Source organism: Klebsiella sp. GN_Kp190, from assembly GCF_040061795.1.
Classification (GTDB): Bacteria; Pseudomonadota; Gammaproteobacteria; order Enterobacterales; family Enterobacteriaceae; genus Klebsiella; species Klebsiella michiganensis.
Genome location: NZ_JBEAFN010000068.1, coordinates 17,099 through 36,751, shown reverse-complemented (window position 1 = coordinate 36,751; position 19,653 = coordinate 17,099). Strand labels below are relative to the sequence as shown.

The window sequence follows — 19,653 nt, the reverse complement described above, 5'->3', positions numbered from 1 at the left end:
TGAAGCAGAAATATTCTGCTTCAGAATAGACGGGATTATTTAACTACTGGAATGTCGCTCGCCGAAGTTTCACTATTTTCTGCCGCTTCTTCCGCCAGCAGCTGTTTCTTCGTTACGCGATATAGCCACAGGCAAAGCAGCAATATGATCGGAATAAGCGCCAATGCAATGCCATTACCGTCAAAGATTTTTACTGCCCAAAAACGATAGGGATTACCGCCGTCAAGCAGACTCGAGATCTCGCCATCCGTTTTAATTGGAAAGTTCATATCTCTGGCAATCTTTGTCAAAATGGGTGCGGCTGCGGAAGCGACGTACAAGTTCACCGCCAGACATGGGATACCAATAATAAATGCCCTAACGATATTCCCACGACAGGCCAGCACAACCATCGAAATAGGTACCCAAATGTTAGCCAGGTCACCTAATGGCAACAGTCTGTTACCCGGGAGAATCACCGCCAGCAGAATACCAACCGGAATTAACAGTAAGGCCGTCGAAAGGACTGATGGATGGCCTACCGCAACCGCAATATCCAGGCCGATATACAGGTCGTGACGATCCGGGTAACGCTTCCGCAGGAAATTACGCACAGCATCCGATAGCGGCAGTAGTCCTTCCATGAGCAGTTTTACCATCCGCGGCATAATCAACATCACCGCCCCAAGACTCATGGCAAGGTTCAACACGCCTTTCAGGTCATATTCCGCCAGAAGACCAATACCGGCTCCCAGAATAACGCCCAGCATCATGGGTTCACCAAAAACCCCAAACCGTTTCTGGATTTGATCCGGATCCGCATTCAGCTTATTAAGTCCCGGGACCTTATCGAGCACCATGTTCCCCAGAACGCCAATCGGAAAGAAAATCACTGCGGACAACGTGGGCAATGAAATTCCCGGCAGATTAAAATACTTCTGAATCATCGGAGCACACCAGTCTGCCATAATAAAAGTGATAGCAGCGGTAACGCCAGCGACGAGCAAGCCAAAGAAGAAGTTCCCGGTAACCCCGTAAACCATGGCGCCAACCATCGAAAAATGCCAGAAGTTCCAGACATCAATATCAACCGTCTTCGTCCAGTTCAGCGTTAGCATCAGGACGTTAATGCCGATGGTCATCGGTACCACAAACGGTGCAACCTGCGAAGCCCACGCAATTGCCGCGAGCGGCGTCCAGCCCAGGTCGACAACCGGCAAATCAATCCCGGTGTGATTGACCATCTCTTTTGCCGCTGGCCCAAGCGTATCCACCAGCAGGCCAAACACCAGAAAGATACCGATAAATCCCATACCGATGGTCAGAGCAGAGCGTAATGCCCGGCTAAACCCCGTCTGCAGACACATTGCCATAATAAAAATAATTATCGGCAGCATGATCGTTGGCCCCAGCCCCAGAATAAACTGGACTGCGGAAAATACTTTATCCATCACGCTCACCTTTATTGTTTAAGGATGGCAACGATTTTTTCCAGCAATTCCTCTTCACCAAAACCAGTCAGAAGCGGAAGGCCATTGAGAACCGGAGTTTTCAGTTCTGTTTTCACCGCAGAAGTAACAATAATTAAATCAGCCATACCGTCCTGTTTACCGATAGTGCCAATATTTGATTGAATAGGTTCAACGTTAATCCCTTTACTTTTGCAATACTGAACAACTTTCTCAGTCGCAACAGCCGAAGTAGCAATACCACTAGTACATGCAAAAATAATTTTCTTGTTCATCATAATCTCCGGGTACATTTATTTGATTAATAGACTATTTTAATTAAGTGCTGCGGTGAGGAGTTTCTTCACTTCTTCAGGTGATTGGGTTGTTAAAAACGTATCCATTTGTTCTGTTTGTCTGAATAATCCAATTAGCTTCATCAGGAAATCGATATGCGCATCTTTTTCTTTCAGTAACAGAAAAAATATGACATGTACTGTCATAACTTCATCAGGGTCTTCCGCTTGTTTAAACTCAATGCCTTCGGGGCATGAAACCACGACAAGCTTTTCTTCTTTGATATGTTCAACATCCACGTGCGGGATTGCCACACCGATTCTTTCAAGCTGCATAGCGGTCGGATTATTCTCTTCCCTGTTAATCAGGGCCTGGAGATAGGTTTCCTCGACAAATCCTTTATCCGCTAAAAGGTTGTTAATCTCACGAAACAGGGCTTCGCGTTCACCCCCCGGATGGTTAAGCAGGATAAAATCGTTATCAATACTGGATGCAATTGACATAAAAATACCTCTGATCCTGAAAAGGGATTTACGTGCAACATATCTACTGTTGGTTATGGTTGTCTATGTACAACCATGTTCAAGTGACTTTAAGCTATACCCCGTACGAATTTGCTTCAATAGCGCCGGTTTTTTTTTGTGCGATGTATCACATAAAAGATCCTTCAGGTTTTGAATTAAAAATAAATTCATTATTTATCATAAAGATAAATTAGAATGCATTACGCGAGGGACGACCGACTTGCTGATTTAAAGCACAAGGGGGGAGATCGGGCCGTATTGTGGCTATCACGCAACCTCAATACGGTCGGGGAAAAGTCTGGGGGTTTGCTTACCCGCGCGTCAGCGGGTGTAAATGACTATGGACTGAACGTTTAAAAGCAATATTTATCAAAAATATTAATCATTCATTACGCTCCCAAAAGAAAAAATAACCTCTACGCCACGCCGTTGTTGCCGTGACGCTTAAACGCCGGCCGCTGATTCAGCGCCATATACCAGCGCTCCACTTCCGCCATTTCAGGATGGGCGAACGGCGTCATTTTCCAGCGATGCACCGACAGGCCAAGGACAATATCCGCCAGCGTAAACTCGCTACCGGCGACCCATGCCCCGGTTTGCTGCAGCTGCGTATTGACGATCTGCACGCAGCGGGTCCAGGCGGCAATGCTCTCTTTGATAGCCGTCGGATCCTGAAAGCGCGGGTCCTTGCGTACCAGTCCCATAAAGGCATAGCGCCAGGCAGTATTAAATTCCGTCGCCTGCCAGTCCATCCAGTGCTCAACCTCGGCGGCAGCCCGCGGCGCCGTGGGGAGCAGGTCTTCCCGCCCGGCTTTGCGCGCCAGATAGCGGCAGATGCTGTTCGACTCCCATAACACAAAGTCGTCATCCCGCAGCACGGGCACCAGGCTGTTCGGATTAAGGGCGCGAAACTCCGGGGTCTCAATCGACTGAAACCCGCTGCCGTAATCCTCCTGCTGATATTCAAGCCCCGCTTCTTCGCAGGTCCACAGCACTTTGCGCACGTTAATTGATGAGCGTTTGCCCAGTATTTTTAGCATTGTCAGCAATTCCTCAATCAAAAGAGATGGTTGTTTCACAATACTGCATCGGCGGCGCATGTACAGCCGGATAATGTGTATAGTGGATTGCACGATTTTTCTCCAGGACAGGTTACCCGACATGTTGACCTCTTTTAACGTTTTAACACCGGGCAATATCCGCTTTGGACGCGGCCTTGCTCGCAGCGCCGCCCCCTGGCTCGCCGCCCGCTCCGCACAGATACTGCTGATTCACGGCGCCAGCCTGCAGCGCGCGGCGTTCTTATTAAGCGAACTCCACGCTCACCAGCTGAACGTCACCACGCTGTCTGTCGCCCATGAACCCGACCTGCAGGATATTGAACGGGGCGTTCGTCTGGCGCGGGAAAAAGGCGTCGGCGCGGTGGTCAGCCTCGGCGGCGGCGCGGTGATAGATGCCGGCAAAGCGATTGCGGCGCTGGTTCCCGCGCAGGGGCCCGCGATCGAGTATCTGGAAGTGGTGGGTACCGGGCGCCTGTTAGAAGCCAATCCGCTGCCGTTCGTCGCCATCCCCACCACGGCCGGTACCGGGGCGGAAGTCACAAAGAACGCGGTGATCAACGTCCCCGAGCAGCAGCGCAAGGTCAGCCTGCGCGACGACCGCATGCTGCCGGACCTGGCGATTGTCGACCCGTCGCTCACCGACAACACCCCGCGCGCGGTGACCCTCGCTTCCGGCCTGGATGCCCTCACCCAGGTGATTGAGCCCTGGCTGTGCGCCCGGGCGAATCCTTTTACCGACGCTCTCTGCCGGGAGGCGATCCCGCGCGGCATCAAAGCGCTCAGAACGCTGATGGCCAAAGAGTGTCCGGATAGCCGCGATGAGATGGCATGGGTCAGCCTGTGCGGCGGGCTGGCGTTAGCCAACGCCGGTCTCGGCGTCATTCACGGTCTTGCGGGCCCATTAGGCGGTCTGAGCAACGCCCCCCACGGTGCGCTTTGCGGCAGCCTGCTTCCCTTCGGCCTGGCGCTCAATGAAACGCAAATTAGCGACGAACGCCTCCGCCAGCGTTTTGCCGACGTACGCCAGTGGCTGGCCGCCGGACTGGACGCCGATCCAAACAGCGCCTGGGAGAGCCTGCGCGAGTGGAGCCAGCGATCCGGTCTGGGCAATCTGCGCGAGCTCGGCGTCCCCCGCGAAGCGCTGGAACCCGCGGCCCTCGCCGCCAGCAGCTCATCCTCCATGAAGGCTAACCCGGTTATGCTCACCAGCGAGCAGCTGCTGGAAATGCTGGAGGCCGCGTGGGAGTAATGGCTTAATCGCTAAAGCGCCTGGAAATTTAGATTTTGTTGCAAAACGAAATCTCCGAATTTTTCGGCGCAATACGAAGCGGTTAAAACGGTTTTAATGCGCCAGGTCAACGAGTTAAAGCAGAAACCCCGGGCAGACGGTTTAGAACAAAGCGTGATCTACCGCACACTTCTCTTTTCGTTTCCCGCTGCGAATGTCTAAGCTTAATAGACAGGTCGGGCGCGCCCGGCATCCTCTACTGACGCAATCCGGAGGTCCGTACCACTATGTTCAGCCAGAAATTACGCAACGTTGATGACGATGAGCTCAGGATCGAAATCGATCCGTGCTACGAAGCCGATCCGTATGAGTTAAAGCTGGATGAAATGTTCGACGCCGAACCCGAACCGGAGATCATCGAAGGGCTGCCCGCCTCGGATGCCCTGACCCCTGCCGATCGCTATCTGGAACTGTTCGCTCACGTCCAGAAGTCGCGAATTTTCGCCGATAGCAAAACCTTCCCCGACTGCGCGCCGAAGCAGGACCCGCTGGATATTTTGATTCACTACCGTCGCGTCCGGCGCACCCCCGGATTCGATCTCCGCCAGTTTGTTGAAGACCACTTCTGGCTGCCGGAAAACCGCGCCGAGGATTACGTCTCCGATCCCACGCGATCGTTAAAGGAGCATATTGATAATCTGTGGCCCGTCCTGACCCGCGAGCCGCAGGATCATATTCCCTGGTCATCGCTGCTGGCGCTGCCGCAGTCTTATATTGTGCCTGGCGGGCGGTTTAGCGAAACCTACTACTGGGATTCCTACTTCACCATGCTGGGGCTGGCGGAAAGCGGCCGCGAAGACCTGCTGAAATGCATGGCCGACAACTTCGCGTGGATGATTGAAATCTACGGCCATATTCCTAACGGCAACCGCACCTACTATCTCAGCCGCTCGCAGCCGCCGGTGTTTGCCCTGATGGTCGAACTGTTTGAAGAGGATGGGGTTCGCGGCGCCAAACGATACCTTGACCATCTGCGGATGGAGTACAGCTTCTGGATGGACGGCGCGGAATCGCTGATCCCCAATCAGGCCTACCGTCACGTGGTGCGGATGCCGGACGGCTCGCTGCTGAACCGCTACTGGGACGATCGCGATACGCCGCGCGATGAGTCATGGCGGGAAGATGTCGAAACGGCGAAGCACTCCGGGCGCCCGCCGAACGAGGTCTATCGCGACCTGCGCGCCGGGGCGGAGTCCGGCTGGGATTACTCCAGCCGCTGGCTGCGGGATATTACCCGGCTGGCGAGCATCCGTACCACCCAGTTTATCCCCATTGATTTGAACGCCTTCCTGTTCAAGCTGGAGAATACCATCGCCAACCTCTCCGGCCTGAAGGGCGACCGGGAAACAGAGGCCGCTTTTCGCCAGAAGGCCAGCGAGCGCAGGGCGGCGGTAACCCGCTATCTGTGGGATGACGAAAGCGGCTGTTTCCGCGATTACGACTGGCGCCGCGAGCAGCTGGCGCTGTTTTCCGCCGCCAGCCTCGTCGCGCTGTACGTCGGCATGGCGACCCATGAACAGGCCGACAGGCTCGCCGACGCGGTACGCGCCCGCCTGCTCACCCCCGGCGGTATTATGGCGACGGAATATCAAAGCGGTGAGCAGTGGGATAAGCCCAACGGCTGGGCGCCGCTGCAGTGGATGGCGGTACAGGGTTTTAAAATGTACGGCCAGGATCCGCTGGGCGATGAGATAGCCCAAAGCTGGCTGCAAACGGTGAATCATTTCTATAAACAGCACTATAAGCTGATTGAAAAGTACCATATCGCCAGCGCCACGCCCCATGAAGGCGGAGGCGGTGAATATCCGCTCCAGGATGGCTTTGGCTGGACGAATGGCGTGGTGCGCCGGCTTATCGGCCTGTACGGCGAACCGTTGTAAAAGCGGACTATTCCCGCGGTCGATGTCCTGCTATGTTCATGGCATCGACTTTCGCCGGAAGCCCAGCTATGCCTGAACTGGTTACCCCACGTCTGCGCTGCTCGCCGCTGCAGCTTGACGACTGGCCCTTTTTTCTCAGCTTACAGCAAGACCCCCAGGTGATGCTTTACGTCGCGGATCCCCGCCCGGTAGCGGACATTCGCGACGCTTTTGATGCCCGGCTTCCCGCGTGGTCGCCGGGCGCGGCCCACTGGCTGTGCCTGGTAGTGCGCGACCGCTACACCCACGCTCCCCTGGGCCTCACCGGCTATCAGCATCACGCTCCCGATAGCGCCGAAGCGGGCTTTCTGTTCGCTCCCCGGGCGCAGGGCAAAGGTTACGGCTATGAGTCTCTGCGCGCACTGTGCGATTACGCTTTCTCCGCCGGCGGCATCCGGCGGCTGACGGCAACCGTCACCGCGGGCAATCTGGCGTCAAAAAATCTGCTGCAAAAGGTCGGTTTTCACCAGGAGGGCGAGCTGCGCGACTGCTACTGGCTCAACGGTCGCTGGCACAACGATTGGCTGTTTGGCCTGCTGCGCCGCGATTACCACCAGCCTGGGCCATCTGGCGAATAGGGCGCGACGCGCTTTTCCTCTACACTGCAGGCCGACAACAGAGGAAGCGATAAATGTCCCCAACCATACCGCCGCTAAGCCTGCACGGGCTGGAGTTTATTAAGCGAATGCAGGGGTTAGCGCTCGCCCCCTATCGGGACGAAAGCGGCCTGCGCGTGATTGGCTACGGCCACGTTCTCAATGATTACGAATCGTTCCCTCACTTCACGCGCGAGATCGCGGAGACTCTGCTTATCGTCGATCTTCTGCAGTGCCAGCGCGAACTTAAGCGCAGGCTCCAGGTCACGCTTAATCAAGCGCAATATGATGCGCTGGTCTCTTTAGCCTTTAGCTGCGGGGCGGCGTCTCCGGCGCTTGATACCGTCCTGACCCATCTTAATCATCAGCGGTTCGCTGACGCGCTGAGCGCATGGGAAAATATTCACAGCGGCCGCGAACAGCGGCGCGAAGAGTGCGCAAGATTCAAAACCAGAGCCGATTAAGTTTCGCTAACGCGATGAAAGACCATCGCCGCCTGGGTACGATTCTTCACGTCCAGCCGACGGTACAGCGACTCAAGATGGGCCTTTACCGTGCCGGTGCTGATATTTAACGTCCGGCTAATCTGTTTATTAGAGTCACCGGCGGCCAGCAGCTGCAAAATCTCCCGCTGGCGCTGGCTCAAATGAACTCGTTTATTATCGCTCACCTCCGCCATTATTAATCCATTGTCCGGCAAGCAGGGCAGCCCCCGCCGGAGACGGTTGATGGTCTGAGCGAAAGTGGGCAAACTTTCCTCGCGCTGCACGATGGCCCGCACATTATAAGACAGCGCGCGCTGTAGCCAGCCCTTATTATCGTCAGAAACGATCAGCAGGACCTGAGCGTGCGGAAAACGACGCTGTTTTTCCTCCAGCAGCCAACAGCAAAACTCACCGTGCATATCCCCGTCCAGCATGAGCAGCGCGTCAGGATGCGCCGTCAGCTTCTGCCAGAGCTGTTCAGCCTGACAGGTGCCAAAAATATCAATCTCTGGAATGTATTGCTGGAGGCCAATTTTCATTCCATGAATAAATATCGACTGCCTGTCAAACATGAGTATCTGCATGGGTTTCGCTCCAATAAATAAATGCCCGATGAAAAGGCAAACATCAGCCAAAATAAATAACAACTTGCCGTTTGGCCTGGGGCATTTTACCGATAGGGATGCGAAACTAAATATCATAACAATGAATAGTTACAGGGCTTATTGGCCCCATTACTTATCCACAATATTTATTACATTTGAATTAAGGAAATTCTTAATGAAACTGGCAAGAAAAAATAAAAATAATACTAATTTTCTAGTTTAAACGAAGCCGGAAACGCAGGCGATGGCGAAATGAGAAAAGTCTGTTACGAAATAAGAAGCGCATGAAATACGTTAGCCCCTCCATACTCTATGGAGGGGCGCGGGATTACAAGAACATCCCACCGGAGACTTCTACGCGCTGGGCGTTCATCCAGCGCAGGTCATCGCTAAGCAGCGCGGCGATGGCATCGCCAATATCATCCGGCAGCCCCACTCTTCCGAGCGCCGTTTGCGCGGCAATATGCTGATTCACCTGCGCGTTATCCCTGACCACACCGCCGCCAAAATCGGTTTCAATCGCGCCGGGCGCAATAATATTGACCGAAATTCCGCGTTCTCCCAGCTCCTTCGCCTGGTAGCGCGTCAGCACCTCCATCGCGCCTTTCATTGAGGCGTAGGCCGCATAGCCCGGCAGTGCGAAACGCGCCAGTCCGCTGGAAACGTTGAGGATCCGCCCCCGTCCTGCAATAACGGCAGCAGGCGTTGGGTAAGGAAAAACGGCCCCTTAAACTGGATGTTCATTAATTCATCAAACTGCGCCTCGCTGGTTTCAGCAAAGGGAATATTCAGGCCAATTCCGGCATTGTTCAATAAATAGTCGAAGGTCTCCCGCTGCCAGCGCTGCTGAAGCACTTCTCTTACCTTCTGAGCAAAACTGCCGAAACTGCCAACATCACCGACGTTTAGCGGTAATGCCGCGGCTTTCACGCCCGTTTGCTCAATTTCAGCCACCACGTCCAGCGCCGCCTGCGGGTTACTGTGCCAGGTCAGAATAATATCGGTTCCCTTTGCCGCCAGCTTTAATGCGGCGTTTTTTCCCAGTCCACGGCTACCGCCGGTGACTAAAGCGATACGTTGCGTCATCAGAAAACCCCTTCTTGGTTGCGTTTGCATCGCTGAAGAGCTTATTAGATGCTATAAAAACAATAAATATGGCAAATTACGTTTTACTGTTTCATTAAAAACAACAATAGGCCGCCGGCATGGATAAAATTCACGCAATGCAGCTGTTCATCAGAGTCGCGGAGCTGGAAAGTTTTTCCCGCGCCGCCGATACCCTTGGCCTGCCGAAAGGAAGCGTCTCGCGCCAGATTCAGGCGCTGGAGAGCCACCTTGGGGTTCGTCTGCTGCATCGCACAACCCGCCGGGTACAGCTGACGCAGGATGGTATGGTTTATTACGAACGCGCCAGAGACCTGCTCAGCAATCTTGAAGAGCTGGACGGCATGTTTCAGCTCGACCCCTCCAGCATCAGCGGGCGTCTGCGGGTTGATATGCCCGTCGCCGTAGCGAAAAAGCTGGTCATTCCACAGCTGCCGGCATTTCTGCAGCAGTATCCCGGCATTGAACTGGAGCTCAGCAGCAGCGATCGGTTAGTCGACGTGGTTCGCGAGGGCTTTGACTGCGTGGTGCGCGTCGGTACGCTGAAAGATTCCGGGCTCATCGCGCGGCCGCTGGGCAAGCTAACGCAAATCAACTGCGCCAGCCCGCAGTACCTGACGCGCTTCGGCTATCCGCAATCGCTGGACGATCTCGCCGATCATGCGCTGATCCACTACGCAAGCAGCCTCGGGGTGCGCCCGCTGGGCTTCGAAGTGGTCAGCGAGGGCGCCGTCCGCTGGATCAAAACCGGCGGCGTCTTGACGGTGAACAGCACCGAGACCTATCAGGCGTCGTGCCTGGCGGGGCTGGGCATTATTCAGGTGCCGCGGGTGGGGGTTCGGGAATGGCTGCGCACCGGGGAGCTGATAGAAATTCTGCCCCACTACCGCGCCGAGCCGCTGCCGGTGTCGCTCATTTATCCGCACCGGCGTAATCTCTCGCGCCGGGTACATCTGTTTATGGAGTGGCTGGGCGGCTTGATGAAAAACTACGTTGATTAGGCCGAATGATGAAAAATCTGTATTTGAGAGCGTGCCGATATTCCCTGCCGGGTGCCGGCTGACGCCTTACACGGCGTAAAAAAACCAATAATATCATTATATTATTAATTTCGCCCAGGGCCATGCAAACGCAGCGCTGCCGGGGAATAACACAAGAACGCGCTTCAGTGATTCGCAGATTCCGATGCCCGCTCCCCCCCGATACGCCCCATCCGTGATTTTACGTATATAATTTTTGAAGAATATCGCTGTAAAAAAGGAAGAAATAATTTATGACGCCGGAAAACGACGCTCAACGCCCAACCGAGGATCCGGGCCAGCAGCCGGATAAAAACAAAAGCGCGATGGCTGCGATAAACGACTCTACCGTGGCGAAAAAAGCCAACCAGGCGCTGAAAAGCGTCACCGGAACGGCGGAAAAAGTTCAGCGTAACCATATGGTCGCCCATATCATCCGCGCCGCGGAGCGCTTTAACGACAGGCTGGGTAATCAGTTTGGCGCGGCAATCACCTACTTCTCGTTTTTATCGATGATCCCAATCCTGATGGTCTCTTTTGCGGCCGCCGGTTTTGTTCTCGCCTCGCATCCCACGCTGCTACAGGACATCTTCGATAAAATCCTGCTTAATGTTAGCGACCCGACGCTGGCGGCAACGCTGAAAAATACCATCAATACCGCCGTACAGCAGCGTACCGCCGTCGGTATCGTGGGTCTGCTGGTGGCGCTCTACTCCGGCATTAACTGGATGGGCAACCTGCGTGAGGCCATCCGCGCCCAGTCGCGCGACGTCTGGGAACGCACGCCGCAGGATCAGGAGAAAATTTGGGTTAAGTATTTCCGCGACTTTATCTCGCTGATCGGCCTGCTGGTTGCGCTGGTCATTACCTTGTCGATCACCTCTATCGCCGGCTCGGCCCAGCAGATGATTATCTCGGCGCTTTATCTTGATTATATCGAGTGGCTGAAACCGGCGTGGCGGCTGATTGGCCTCGCGATTTCCATCTTCGCCAACTATCTGCTGTTTTTCTGGATTTTCTGGCGACTCCCGCGCCACCGCCCTCGCCGTAAGGCGCTGATTCGCGGCACCCTGATTGCGGCCGTCGGCTTTGAGATAATCAAAATCATTATGACCTGGACGCTACCGGCGCTGGTGAAATCCCCATCCGGGGCGGCATTCGGTTCGGTGTTGGGGATAATGGCCTTCTTCTATTTTTTTGCCCGCCTGACGCTGTTCTGCGCCGCATGGATTGCCACCGCCGAATATAAAGACGACCGCCGGATGCCGGGCAAAGCCCACGACTAAACCATCACTGGGCTGAATAAAAGACGCAAAATTCAGCCCAACCTGGCATTTCAGCATATAAATCCAACATGTAACTTTTATTTAACCTAAACCTGGTTTTATCGACCATTATTTGAATTTTGTGAAGCATTTCATAGAAGTTATTTTTCTGGCACAGAAATTATTCACTTTTTGCTTCTTTTTTCGCCTCCCCCGCCCCTTGTTACAGATTGAAATGTCCCCAAGGCTGTGGCTATATGGCCTTTCGTTCGCAAAAAATAAGAAAGATCTATGCAAGCCACAGCCACAACACTCGACAACGCGCAGGACACCGTTCCGGTTAACTCACGCAATAAAGTCGTCGTCGCCTCACTCATTGGTACCGCCATCGAGTTCTTCGACTTCTACATCTATGCCACCGCGGCGGTTATCGTATTCCCGCACATTTTCTTCCCGCAGGGCGATCCCGCCGCCGCGACGCTACAATCGCTGGCGACCTTCGCTATCGCCTTTATTGCGCGCCCTATCGGTTCAGCGGTCTTTGGCCACTTCGGCGACCGCGTAGGCCGTAAAGCGACCCTCGTCGCCTCGCTGCTGACGATGGGGATCTCCACCGTGGTTATCGGCCTGCTGCCCGGCTATGAAACCATTGGCATTATGGCACCGGTGCTGCTGGCGCTGGCGCGCTTTGGTCAGGGGCTCGGCCTTGGCGGCGAATGGGGCGGCGCGGCGCTGCTGGCGACGGAAAACGCCCCGCCGCGCAAGCGCGCGCTGTATGGCTCATTCCCACAGCTGGGCGCGCCTATCGGCTTCTTCTTCGCGAACGGCACCTTCCTGCTGCTCTCCTGGCTGCTGACCGACCAGCAGTTTATGGAATGGGGCTGGCGTATGCCGTTTATCTTCTCCGCCGTGCTGGTCATTATCGGCCTGTACGTCCGCGTTTCGCTGCACGAGTCGCCGGTGTTCGCTAAGGTAGCCGCCGCGAAAAAACAGGTCAAAATCCCGCTGGGCACGCTGCTGACCAAACACGTGCGCGTCACCGTTCTCGGCACCTTTATCATGCTGGCGACCTATACGCTGTTTTACATCATGACCGTCTACTCCATGACCTTCAGCACCGCCGCCGCGCCGATTGGCCTCGGCTTGCCGCGTAACGAAGTGCTGTGGATGCTGATGATGGCGGTTATCGGTTTTGGCGTGATGGTACCGGTGGCGGGCCTGCTGGCGGATGCATTCGGCCGTCGTAAGAGCATGGTCGTGATTACGACCCTGATCATCCTCTTCGCGCTGTTTGCCTTTAAACCGCTGCTCGGCTCCGGCAACCCGCTGCTGGTCTTTGCCTTCCTGCTGATTGGCCTGAGCCTGATGGGGCTGACCTTTGGCCCCATGGGCGCGCTGCTGCCGGAGCTGTTCCCGACGGAAGTTCGCTATACCGGCGCATCGTTCTCCTATAACGTCTCGTCGATCCTCGGGGCGTCCGTGGCGCCGTATATCGCCGCCTGGCTGCAGGGCAACTACGGTCTGCCTGCGGTAGGGCTCTATCTGGCCGCCATGGCGGCGCTGACGATGATCGCGCTGCTGCTGACTCACGAAACGCGTCATCAATCGCTGTAACTCTCCCTCCACGCCCCTGGCCATCCGGCGAGGGGCGTCTCCGTGCCGACTATTTTTTCATCTGCGACAGGATTGCCCGACACTGGTTCGCCTCGCCTTCGGCGGGTGAGATCAGCGCCAGCAGCGCGGCGGCCGGCGTCACCAGGGTCGCCAGCGCTGCCGCTACCGCGCCGCGGGCAATCAGCGGCCCCGCCTTCACGCCCGCATTCGGCGACTTAAAGGTGCCGCGCACGTAGAGCGGTGAACGCAGGGTGATAATGCGAAAGCCCTTACTCTCCGGATCGATAGTGAGGTCCAGCTGCTCTGAGGCAAAGCTGGCGGTACCGGTGACGTTGATCAACGCGTTTTCCGTATCAAAGGCAAACACCTGCGGCCGGGCGACGCCGTTGACCACGTCGATATTGGCCGCCGCGCAGTTCACCCGCACCTCATCATCGCCAAAGATCTGCCCGATGATAAAGTTACCGACGTTCAGGCCGAGGATCTCCATCAGGTTGCGGCTAATTAAACCGTCGTTCATCAGCAGCTTCAGGTTACCGTTACTGTTGCCCAGCAGCGCGGCGACGGAGTTGCCGGTGCCGCGAAGCTGCACATCGCCGTTCATTTCGCCGAGGGTTTTCTGCATCATCTCCACGTTTGGCATCAGCGCTTTCAGCTTCAGGCGGCGCGCCTGCAGGTTCGCCGTCCCCTGCAGCGGTTTTTTATCCCCTTCAAGATGAATGCTGCCGGCAATCGTGCCGTTGGCCAGCCCCAGACGCAGCGGCTGCAGGCGCAGGTCGCCCCGTTCGAGGATCACGTGGGTGGAGAGGTCGCTGATGGGGAGCGTGCCGCCGTGCTCAATGCGCCGTCCTTTAAAGCGCACATCGGCATCCATCACCTGCCACTTATCGGTTTCAAAGCGGTCATACGGCAACACTTTTCCGGCCGGCTGCGGGGAGGCTTCGCCTTTGCGCCGTTCGGTCTGGCTGCCTTTACCGCCGGAGTCGACGCCAATCAGCGGCCCCAGATCCGCCAGCCTTAGCTGCCTGGACTCAAGGTCGCCCTCCAGCTTAGGCCGGGGTTTACCGGTGGTGTAGGTCAGCGAGCCGTGGATATCGCTCTCGCCGATGCGGCCATTAAAATCCTGATAGGCGAAGCGTGAACCGTTTTTCTCCTTGAAGGTGGCCCGCAGATGCCCGTCGGTCGAAAAGGCCGGCGTATCCGGCAGCAGCACGCCGGTCAGGTCATAGAGATCGCCCAGCGAGTCCCCGGAAAACTTCAGCCGCAGATCGACGCCGCCGAGGTTAAGCGGATCGCTGACCGTGCCGGTAAACGCGACCCGGGTATTGCCGGAACGAAAATCCCCCTGCAGGGGGAACGGCGTCCCTTCGCTGCGCAGCGCCAGCATGCCGCCGATTTTGCCGCTACCGGAGAGCGGCTGTCCGTTGTAGCTCCCTTTCGCCTGCAGGCCGAAGACGTAATCGCCCACTTTCTGCGGCTGCCCTTTCCCCTTCTCGCCGGTCACTTCACTGAACGCCAGCGGCTTACCGAGCGGATCAACCACGATCGTCACGTCAGCGCGCGACACTTTGTCATCAACGGCAATCTTGCCGCGATCGAAAAGAATATTGTCGAGGCGGAAAGACCAGCTGGAAGGCGCCGCATCTTTCTCCGACGACCCCGCCGAAGCCAGGTCGAAAGTCCAGTTGTTGGTCTTCTCCGACAGTCGGATCAGACGCGCGTCGGGCTGTTCAAGCTTAATCCACGGCAGATAGACCGTTTTGCTGAGCAGCGCCAGCGGGGCGAGAGTCGCCTCAACGCGCGGCAGGTGGACCATTGTGACCTGCGGGATATCAGGGGGGTTGCCAAGGACGATATCTTCGGCATGAACGTGCGGCCAGGGGATCCAGCTTCGCCAGCCGCTCTCGCCGGGCTGGCGTTCCCAGACGACGCCCAGATCGCCGCGAATCGCGAACGGGCGGTTCAGCTCGGCAGAGACTTTCTGGTTGATCGTCGGCTTCAGGCGGTTCCAGTCAAAGGTCGCCAGCACGATAAAAAACAGAACGATCAGTACGACAATCGTTCCCAGGATAATAGCCACGGTTTTTCGGGTTCTGCTCATCCCTTCTGCACTCCTTTTGCGTCTCGTCACTCCTGAATATAGTTGAGAAACGCCATTTGCTCCGCCGAATGAGGTTTTCGTCACATAATCCGCGTCAGGTCAAAAAAATAATGGAACGTTGTTTTAATATCATTGACCATCAAAGCGCCCCAGCGCACACTAGGGTTAATATTGATTTAATTTCAGGTCATCACTATGTCGAAGAAAATTGCCGTCATTGGCGAATGCATGATTGAGCTGTCAGAGAAAGGCGCAGCGGTTAATCGCGGCTTTGGCGGCGACACCTTAAACACTTCCGTCTACATCGCTCGCCAGACCGACGCCAGCGCGCTGGGCGTACACTACGTTACCGCCCTGGGCACGGACACCTTCAGCCAGCAGATGCTCGAATCCTGGCAGCGCGAGAACGTTCAGACTGACCTGATTCAGCGCATGGCAGACCGTTTACCGGGCCTCTACTACATCGAAACCGACGAGAGCGGCGAGCGCACCTTTTACTACTGGCGCAACGAAGCCGCGGCGAAGTTCTGGCTGGAGAGCGAGCAGTCTGCGGCCATCTGCGAAGAGCTGGCGACCTTTGATTATCTGTATCTTAGCGGGATCAGCCTGGCGATCCTCAGCCCGACCAGCCGCGAGAAGCTGCTGACCCTGCTGCGGGAATGCCGGGCAAACGGCGGCAAGGTTATCTTTGATAATAACTATCGTCCGCGCCTGTGGAGCAGCAAAGAGGAGACGCAGCGGGTTTATCAGCAGATGCTGGCCTGCACCGACATCGCGTTCCTGACCCTCGATGACGAAGACGCGCTGTGGGGCGAGAAGCCGGTTGCGGAAGTGATTGCCCGCACCCACGCCGCCGGCGTTGAAGAAGTGGTGGTTAAGCGCGGCGCAGACTCCTGCCTGGTGGCGATTGCCGGCCAGCCGCTGCGGGAAGTCCCGGCCGTTAAGCTGCCGAAAGAGAAAGTGGTTGATACCACGGCGGCGGGCGATTCGTTCAGCGCCGGCTACCTGGCCGTACGCCTGACCGGCGGCGACGCCGAATCTGCGGCAAAACGCGGACACCTGACCGCCAGCACGGTGATCCAGTATCGCGGCGCGATTATCCCGCGCGAGGCGATGCCGCAGTAATTTTCGATTGCGTGACGCCCGCCTGCGAGAACCCCGGCTGGCGCTGCGCTTAGCCGGGCTACGGGTTTACCGCCGTCTGCGGGCCGGTAGCCCGAAGCGCCGCCTCCGGGAAAATCTCCGGGCCAACCCAGCAATACGTAAAACAGATTAGCCATAAACCTCACCGGATAGCCACGCTATCCGGTTTTGCTTTACTGTGCTGGCGGGATATCCGTCGCTTCGTTACGCCCTTCCACAACATCACCGGCGGCGCTCGACGCCGCTGCGGCCGCTGGCGCGGGCACCATCAGCTTTTCCCACGTCGCCTGCAGTTCCTTCATGTTGTATTCCGGCTCGCCCTGCGGCTGCTGCAACACCAGCGCCATATCCTGCGACAGCTGCTGACGCAGGTACTGATTCAGCATGTCGACCGTCAGCGAATTGAGAAACTCCTGACGCAGTTTCTGATACTGCTCGGGCGCGATATCCACCACCTGATTTTGCAACGAACGCATCCGCTGGCTAATCAGGATGTACGTATCGGTGCGCGCATAGGTGGCAAACAGCTTCTGCAGTTCGAGGTTTTTCTGCGCGATCAGGGCATCAAACTCCTCCTGCGGCAGGCCGCGATCGCGGACTTTCGCCAGTTCGCGCGCCACGGTCGTTAAGTTGGCGTTCAGGCGCTCGCCCGGCGATTCGATATTGATCGCGCACTGGGCGCGCTGGTAGAGCACGCGGCAGTCAAAGCCAAGGCCGATATCCTTGATATTACTTTTGCTCAGATTCTGCTGTACGTGCCAGAACAGCGCTTCTCGGGCAAGATCGTCGCGCCAGTAGCGCTGCAGCGCGACCGAGTCGCGGATCGGCTGCCACGGCGCATCCCACATCAGCGACAGCTTATCCTGGCGCACCGCATCGGTCATGATGCTGACCGGCGTCGTCGGCAGCGGCGACAGCGTAGGAACCGCCACCGGCGTTTCGCGCTTGCCCTTCAGGCCGCCGAAAGTTTTGTTGATTTGTTCCGCGACGCTGCGGCTATCCACGTTGCCGACCACAATCAGGGTCATGGCATCCGGGGTGTACCACTTGTGGTAATACTCTTTTAGCTGAGCAATATCCACCGGCTGCTTCAGCGGCGCCGCCGGATCGTGCCCCAGCATGGTGGAGCCTTTCAGCCGATAGCGCCACCAGCCTTCTTTGGTATCCGCAGGCCAGGTCGCCACCATGTCTTCGCCCTGCAGCGCGTGGTTGACGGTTTCCGGGGAGATCGACATTTTACCGCTGGCGCTGGCCAGCCAGCTCAGCGCCTCTTTCAGCAGGTCGTTACGGTTATTCGGTATGCTCAGGTTAAACAAACTGTAGTCATAAGAGACGATGGCGGGCGGCAGAGGACGCTTCGGGTCAATACTCTGCTGCCATAGCGAACGGGCCTGCATGGTCGGGAGGCCACCGTTTTGCGTCAGCGCGAGGCGCGGGATAAAGTGGCTAAAGCCGCTCTGCTGAGTGCTTTCGCTCAGCGAGCCAATATTCACGGACAGGCGAACTTCGATACGATCGCTGGGACGCTGCGGGGTGGCTAAAACCTGCCACTGAAATCCATTCGCCAGTGTCCCCTGTTGCCAGGCCGGGTCCGGCTGGAGCGCTTCTGCCTGCACATAGCCGACCGTCGCCATCATCAGCAAACCACCGGTTAAGAGTCGAATTTTTGTGCCCTGCATGTGAACCCCTGATGAACAATCCTGGTTACAACAGCGGCCCACGGGAGGGCCGCCGAAAAAATATGGTGAGTTAAGTACGTCGGTTAGACCACACGGAGATGAAAATGTCGCATGTTGACGTGAAATAAACATAAGGGTCACCGCCGCGCAAGCGACAGTGACCCCTAATTATGCGCAGGAGCCCGTAGTCCAGCAAGGGACAACGGGCCTAACAGATGGATTTATGAGGATAATTCGTGCGATTTGCTTACCGGAGTACGGTTGTTCAGCACATCATCCAGCTGTTTCGCGTCCAGCTCTTTGACCCATTTAGCGACAACGATGGTCGCGACGCCGTTACCCACCAGGTTGGTCAGCGCGCGCGCCTCGGACATAAAGCGGTCGATGCCAAGAATGAGCGCCAGACCGGCGACCGGCAGGTGCCCGACGGCGGAAATCGTCGCCGCAAGGACGATAAAGCCGCTGCCCGTCACCCCCGCCGCGCCTTTTGAGGAGAGCAGCAGCACCACCAGCAGGGTGATCTGATGGAAAATATCCATATGGCTGTTCGTCGCCTGGGCGATAAACACCGCCGCCATCGTCAGGTATATTGAGGTGCCATCGAGGTTAAAGGAGTACCCCGTCGGGATCACCAGCCCCACCACCGACTTGCGGCAGCCCAGCTTCTCCATCTTATCGAGCATACGCGGCAGCGCCGACTCGGATGAAGAGGTCCCCAGGACAATCAGCAGCTCTTCGCGGATATAGCGGATAAATTTAAAGATGCTGAAGCCGGTGGCTTTGGCGATCGACCCCAGCACTACCACCACAAACAGGATGCAGGTGATGTAGAAGCAGACGATCAGTTGGCCAAGCTGCACCAGCGTACCGACGCCGTATTTCCCAATGGTAAAGGCCATGGCCCCGAACGCGCCAATCGGCGCCAGGCGCATGATCATATTGATGATGCCGAAGATCACCTGCGAGAAGCTTTCGATAACGTTAAAAATCAGCTGGCCTTTGCTGCCGAGGCGATGCAGCGCGAAACCAAACAGCACCGCAAACATCAGCACCTGCAGAATGTTACCGCTGGCAAAAGCGCCAATCACGCTGCCGGGGATAATATCGAGCAGGAACGCTACGATGCCCTGATCTTTCGCCTGTTCGGCGTAAACCGCCACGGCCTTCGCGTCGAGGGTCGCCGGGTCAACGTTCATTCCCGCGCCGGGCTGCACCACGTTTACAATGATCAGGCCGATGATCAGCGCAATTGTGCTCACGATTTCAAAGTAGAGCAGCGCCACCGCCCCGGTGCGGCCGACGGCTTTCATGCTCTCCATCCCGGCAATCCCCGTCACGACGGTACAGAAGATAACCGGGGCAATAATCATTTTAATCAGCTTAACGAAGGCATCGCCGAGGGGTTTCATCTGCGCACCCAGTTCCGGGTAAAAATGGCCCAGCAGAATACCGATCGCTATGGCCGAGAGAACCTGGACATAGAGGCTTTTAAAGAAAGAGATTTTCATAGGGTGTCCTTTGGAGAT

At 56.4% G+C, this 19,653-nt stretch carries 16 protein-coding genes and 1 pseudogene; 8 read left to right on the top strand and 9 right to left on the bottom strand.

What is annotated here, in order from left to right; translation table 11 throughout:
• Positions 1–35: 35 nt before the first annotated feature.
• The 4 genes from ABLU67_RS25050 to ABLU67_RS25035 form a co-directional block, all read right to left on the bottom strand.
• Complete coding sequence (locus ABLU67_RS25050; RefSeq protein WP_224266275.1) at positions 36–1,430, bottom strand: PTS transporter subunit IIC; 1,395 nt, start codon at positions 1,428–1,430, stop codon at positions 36–38.
• A gap of 11 nt (positions 1,431–1,441) precedes the next feature.
• The gene (locus ABLU67_RS25045; protein ID WP_224266276.1) at positions 1,442–1,726 is read right to left on the bottom strand and encodes a PTS sugar transporter subunit IIB; all 285 of its coding nucleotides are present in this window, start codon (positions 1,724–1,726) and stop codon (positions 1,442–1,444) included.
• Positions 1,727–1,762: 36 nt separating this feature from the next.
• Positions 1,763–2,227, bottom strand: a complete 465-nt coding sequence (locus ABLU67_RS25040) for a PTS sugar transporter subunit IIA (RefSeq protein WP_134898776.1) — start codon at positions 2,225–2,227, stop codon at positions 1,763–1,765.
• A gap of 437 nt (positions 2,228–2,664) precedes the next feature.
• Positions 2,665–3,288, bottom strand: coding sequence for a glutathione S-transferase (locus ABLU67_RS25035; RefSeq protein WP_014839737.1), 624 nt, complete (start codon positions 3,286–3,288; stop codon positions 2,665–2,667).
• 121 nt (positions 3,289–3,409) lie between these two features.
• On the opposite strand from ABLU67_RS25035, the gene ABLU67_RS25030 reads away from it, so the two are divergent.
• The 4 genes from ABLU67_RS25030 (at position 3,410) to ABLU67_RS25015 (ending at position 7,576) form a co-directional block, all read left to right on the top strand.
• Positions 3,410–4,558, top strand: coding sequence for an iron-containing alcohol dehydrogenase (locus tag ABLU67_RS25030; protein WP_048263481.1), 1,149 nt, complete (start codon positions 3,410–3,412; stop codon positions 4,556–4,558).
• A 266-nt stretch (positions 4,559–4,824) separates the two neighbouring features.
• Positions 4,825–6,477 carry an alpha,alpha-trehalase gene (locus ABLU67_RS25025; RefSeq protein ID WP_014227158.1) on the top strand — a complete coding sequence of 551 codons (1,653 nt, stop codon included), beginning with the start codon at positions 4,825–4,827 and terminating at the stop codon, positions 6,475–6,477.
• Between the two features lie 68 nt (positions 6,478–6,545).
• Positions 6,546–7,094: a GNAT family protein gene (locus ABLU67_RS25020; protein ID WP_014227159.1), complete on the top strand. Its 549-nt coding sequence runs from the start codon at positions 6,546–6,548 to the stop codon at positions 7,092–7,094.
• A 53-nt stretch (positions 7,095–7,147) separates the two neighbouring features.
• Positions 7,148–7,576, top strand: a complete 429-nt coding sequence (locus ABLU67_RS25015; protein WP_025106817.1) for a lysozyme — start codon at positions 7,148–7,150, stop codon at positions 7,574–7,576.
• Here ABLU67_RS25015 and ABLU67_RS25010 read toward each other — a convergent pair.
• Both ABLU67_RS25010 and ABLU67_RS25005 read right to left on the bottom strand, forming a co-directional pair.
• Positions 7,573–8,181 carry a response regulator transcription factor gene (locus tag ABLU67_RS25010; protein WP_033836812.1) on the bottom strand — a complete coding sequence of 203 codons (609 nt, stop codon included), beginning with the start codon at positions 8,179–8,181 and terminating at the stop codon, positions 7,573–7,575. The genes ABLU67_RS25015 and ABLU67_RS25010 overlap by 4 nt on opposite strands.
• 349 nt (positions 8,182–8,530) lie before the next feature.
• Positions 8,531–9,288 (bottom strand): annotated as a pseudogene (locus tag ABLU67_RS25005) (SDR family oxidoreductase).
• Between the two features lie 119 nt (positions 9,289–9,407).
• Between ABLU67_RS25005 and ABLU67_RS25000 the strand changes: the two are divergent.
• The 3 genes from ABLU67_RS25000 (at position 9,408) to ABLU67_RS24990 (ending at position 13,204) form a co-directional block, all read left to right on the top strand.
• Positions 9,408–10,307, top strand: a complete 900-nt coding sequence (locus tag ABLU67_RS25000; RefSeq protein ID WP_014227163.1) for a LysR family transcriptional regulator — start codon at positions 9,408–9,410, stop codon at positions 10,305–10,307.
• A gap of 272 nt (positions 10,308–10,579) precedes the next feature.
• Positions 10,580–11,611 carry an inner membrane protein YhjD gene (gene yhjD, locus ABLU67_RS24995; protein WP_004134249.1) on the top strand — a complete coding sequence of 344 codons (1,032 nt, stop codon included), beginning with the start codon at positions 10,580–10,582 and terminating at the stop codon, positions 11,609–11,611.
• Positions 11,612–11,881: 270 nt separating this feature from the next.
• Positions 11,882–13,204, top strand: coding sequence for an MFS transporter (locus ABLU67_RS24990; RefSeq protein ID WP_004126314.1), 1,323 nt, complete (start codon positions 11,882–11,884; stop codon positions 13,202–13,204).
• A 49-nt stretch (positions 13,205–13,253) separates the two neighbouring features.
• On the opposite strand, the gene ABLU67_RS24985 is transcribed toward ABLU67_RS24990, so the two are convergent.
• Positions 13,254–15,305, bottom strand: a complete 2,052-nt coding sequence (locus tag ABLU67_RS24985) for an AsmA family protein (RefSeq protein ID WP_048263471.1) — start codon at positions 15,303–15,305, stop codon at positions 13,254–13,256.
• 195 nt (positions 15,306–15,500) lie between these two features.
• On the opposite strand from ABLU67_RS24985, the gene ABLU67_RS24980 reads away from it, so the two are divergent.
• On the top strand, positions 15,501–16,430 hold the full coding sequence (locus tag ABLU67_RS24980; protein WP_042946099.1) for a sugar kinase: 930 nt from the start codon (positions 15,501–15,503) through the stop codon (positions 16,428–16,430).
• A 191-nt stretch (positions 16,431–16,621) separates the two neighbouring features.
• On the opposite strand, the gene ABLU67_RS24975 is transcribed toward ABLU67_RS24980, so the two are convergent.
• On the bottom strand, positions 16,622–18,127 hold the full coding sequence (locus tag ABLU67_RS24975) for a pitrilysin family protein (RefSeq protein WP_049071605.1): 1,506 nt from the start codon (positions 18,125–18,127) through the stop codon (positions 16,622–16,624).
• A gap of 221 nt (positions 18,128–18,348) precedes the next feature.
• Positions 18,349–19,635: a C4-dicarboxylate transporter DctC gene (dctA, locus tag ABLU67_RS24970; protein WP_014227166.1), complete on the bottom strand. Its 1,287-nt coding sequence runs from the start codon at positions 19,633–19,635 to the stop codon at positions 18,349–18,351.
• Positions 19,636–19,653: the final 18 nt, after the last annotated feature.

Coding starts and splice junctions, on each gene's coding strand:
- ABLU67_RS25050 (WP_224266275.1), bottom strand. CDS start 1,430: ATGGATAAAGTATTTTCCGCAGTCCAGTTTATTCTGGGGCTGGGGCCA.
- ABLU67_RS25045 (WP_224266276.1), bottom strand. CDS start 1,726: ATGATGAACAAGAAAATTATTTTTGCATGTACTAGTGGTATTGCTACT.
- ABLU67_RS25040 (WP_134898776.1), bottom strand. CDS start 2,227: ATGTCAATTGCATCCAGTATTGATAACGATTTTATCCTGCTTAACCAT.
- ABLU67_RS25035 (WP_014839737.1), bottom strand. CDS start 3,288: ATGCTAAAAATACTGGGCAAACGCTCATCAATTAACGTGCGCAAAGTG.
- ABLU67_RS25030 (WP_048263481.1), top strand. CDS start 3,410: ATGTTGACCTCTTTTAACGTTTTAACACCGGGCAATATCCGCTTTGGA.
- ABLU67_RS25025 (WP_014227158.1), top strand. CDS start 4,825: ATGTTCAGCCAGAAATTACGCAACGTTGATGACGATGAGCTCAGGATC.
- ABLU67_RS25020 (WP_014227159.1), top strand. CDS start 6,546: ATGCCTGAACTGGTTACCCCACGTCTGCGCTGCTCGCCGCTGCAGCTT.
- ABLU67_RS25015 (WP_025106817.1), top strand. CDS start 7,148: ATGTCCCCAACCATACCGCCGCTAAGCCTGCACGGGCTGGAGTTTATT.
- ABLU67_RS25010 (WP_033836812.1), bottom strand. CDS start 8,181: ATGCAGATACTCATGTTTGACAGGCAGTCGATATTTATTCATGGAATG.
- ABLU67_RS25000 (WP_014227163.1), top strand. CDS start 9,408: ATGGATAAAATTCACGCAATGCAGCTGTTCATCAGAGTCGCGGAGCTG.
- yhjD (WP_004134249.1), top strand. CDS start 10,580: ATGACGCCGGAAAACGACGCTCAACGCCCAACCGAGGATCCGGGCCAG.
- ABLU67_RS24990 (WP_004126314.1), top strand. CDS start 11,882: ATGCAAGCCACAGCCACAACACTCGACAACGCGCAGGACACCGTTCCG.
- ABLU67_RS24985 (WP_048263471.1), bottom strand. CDS start 15,305: ATGAGCAGAACCCGAAAAACCGTGGCTATTATCCTGGGAACGATTGTC.
- ABLU67_RS24980 (WP_042946099.1), top strand. CDS start 15,501: ATGTCGAAGAAAATTGCCGTCATTGGCGAATGCATGATTGAGCTGTCA.
- ABLU67_RS24975 (WP_049071605.1), bottom strand. CDS start 18,127: ATGCAGGGCACAAAAATTCGACTCTTAACCGGTGGTTTGCTGATGATG.
- dctA (WP_014227166.1), bottom strand. CDS start 19,635: ATGAAAATCTCTTTCTTTAAAAGCCTCTATGTCCAGGTTCTCTCGGCC.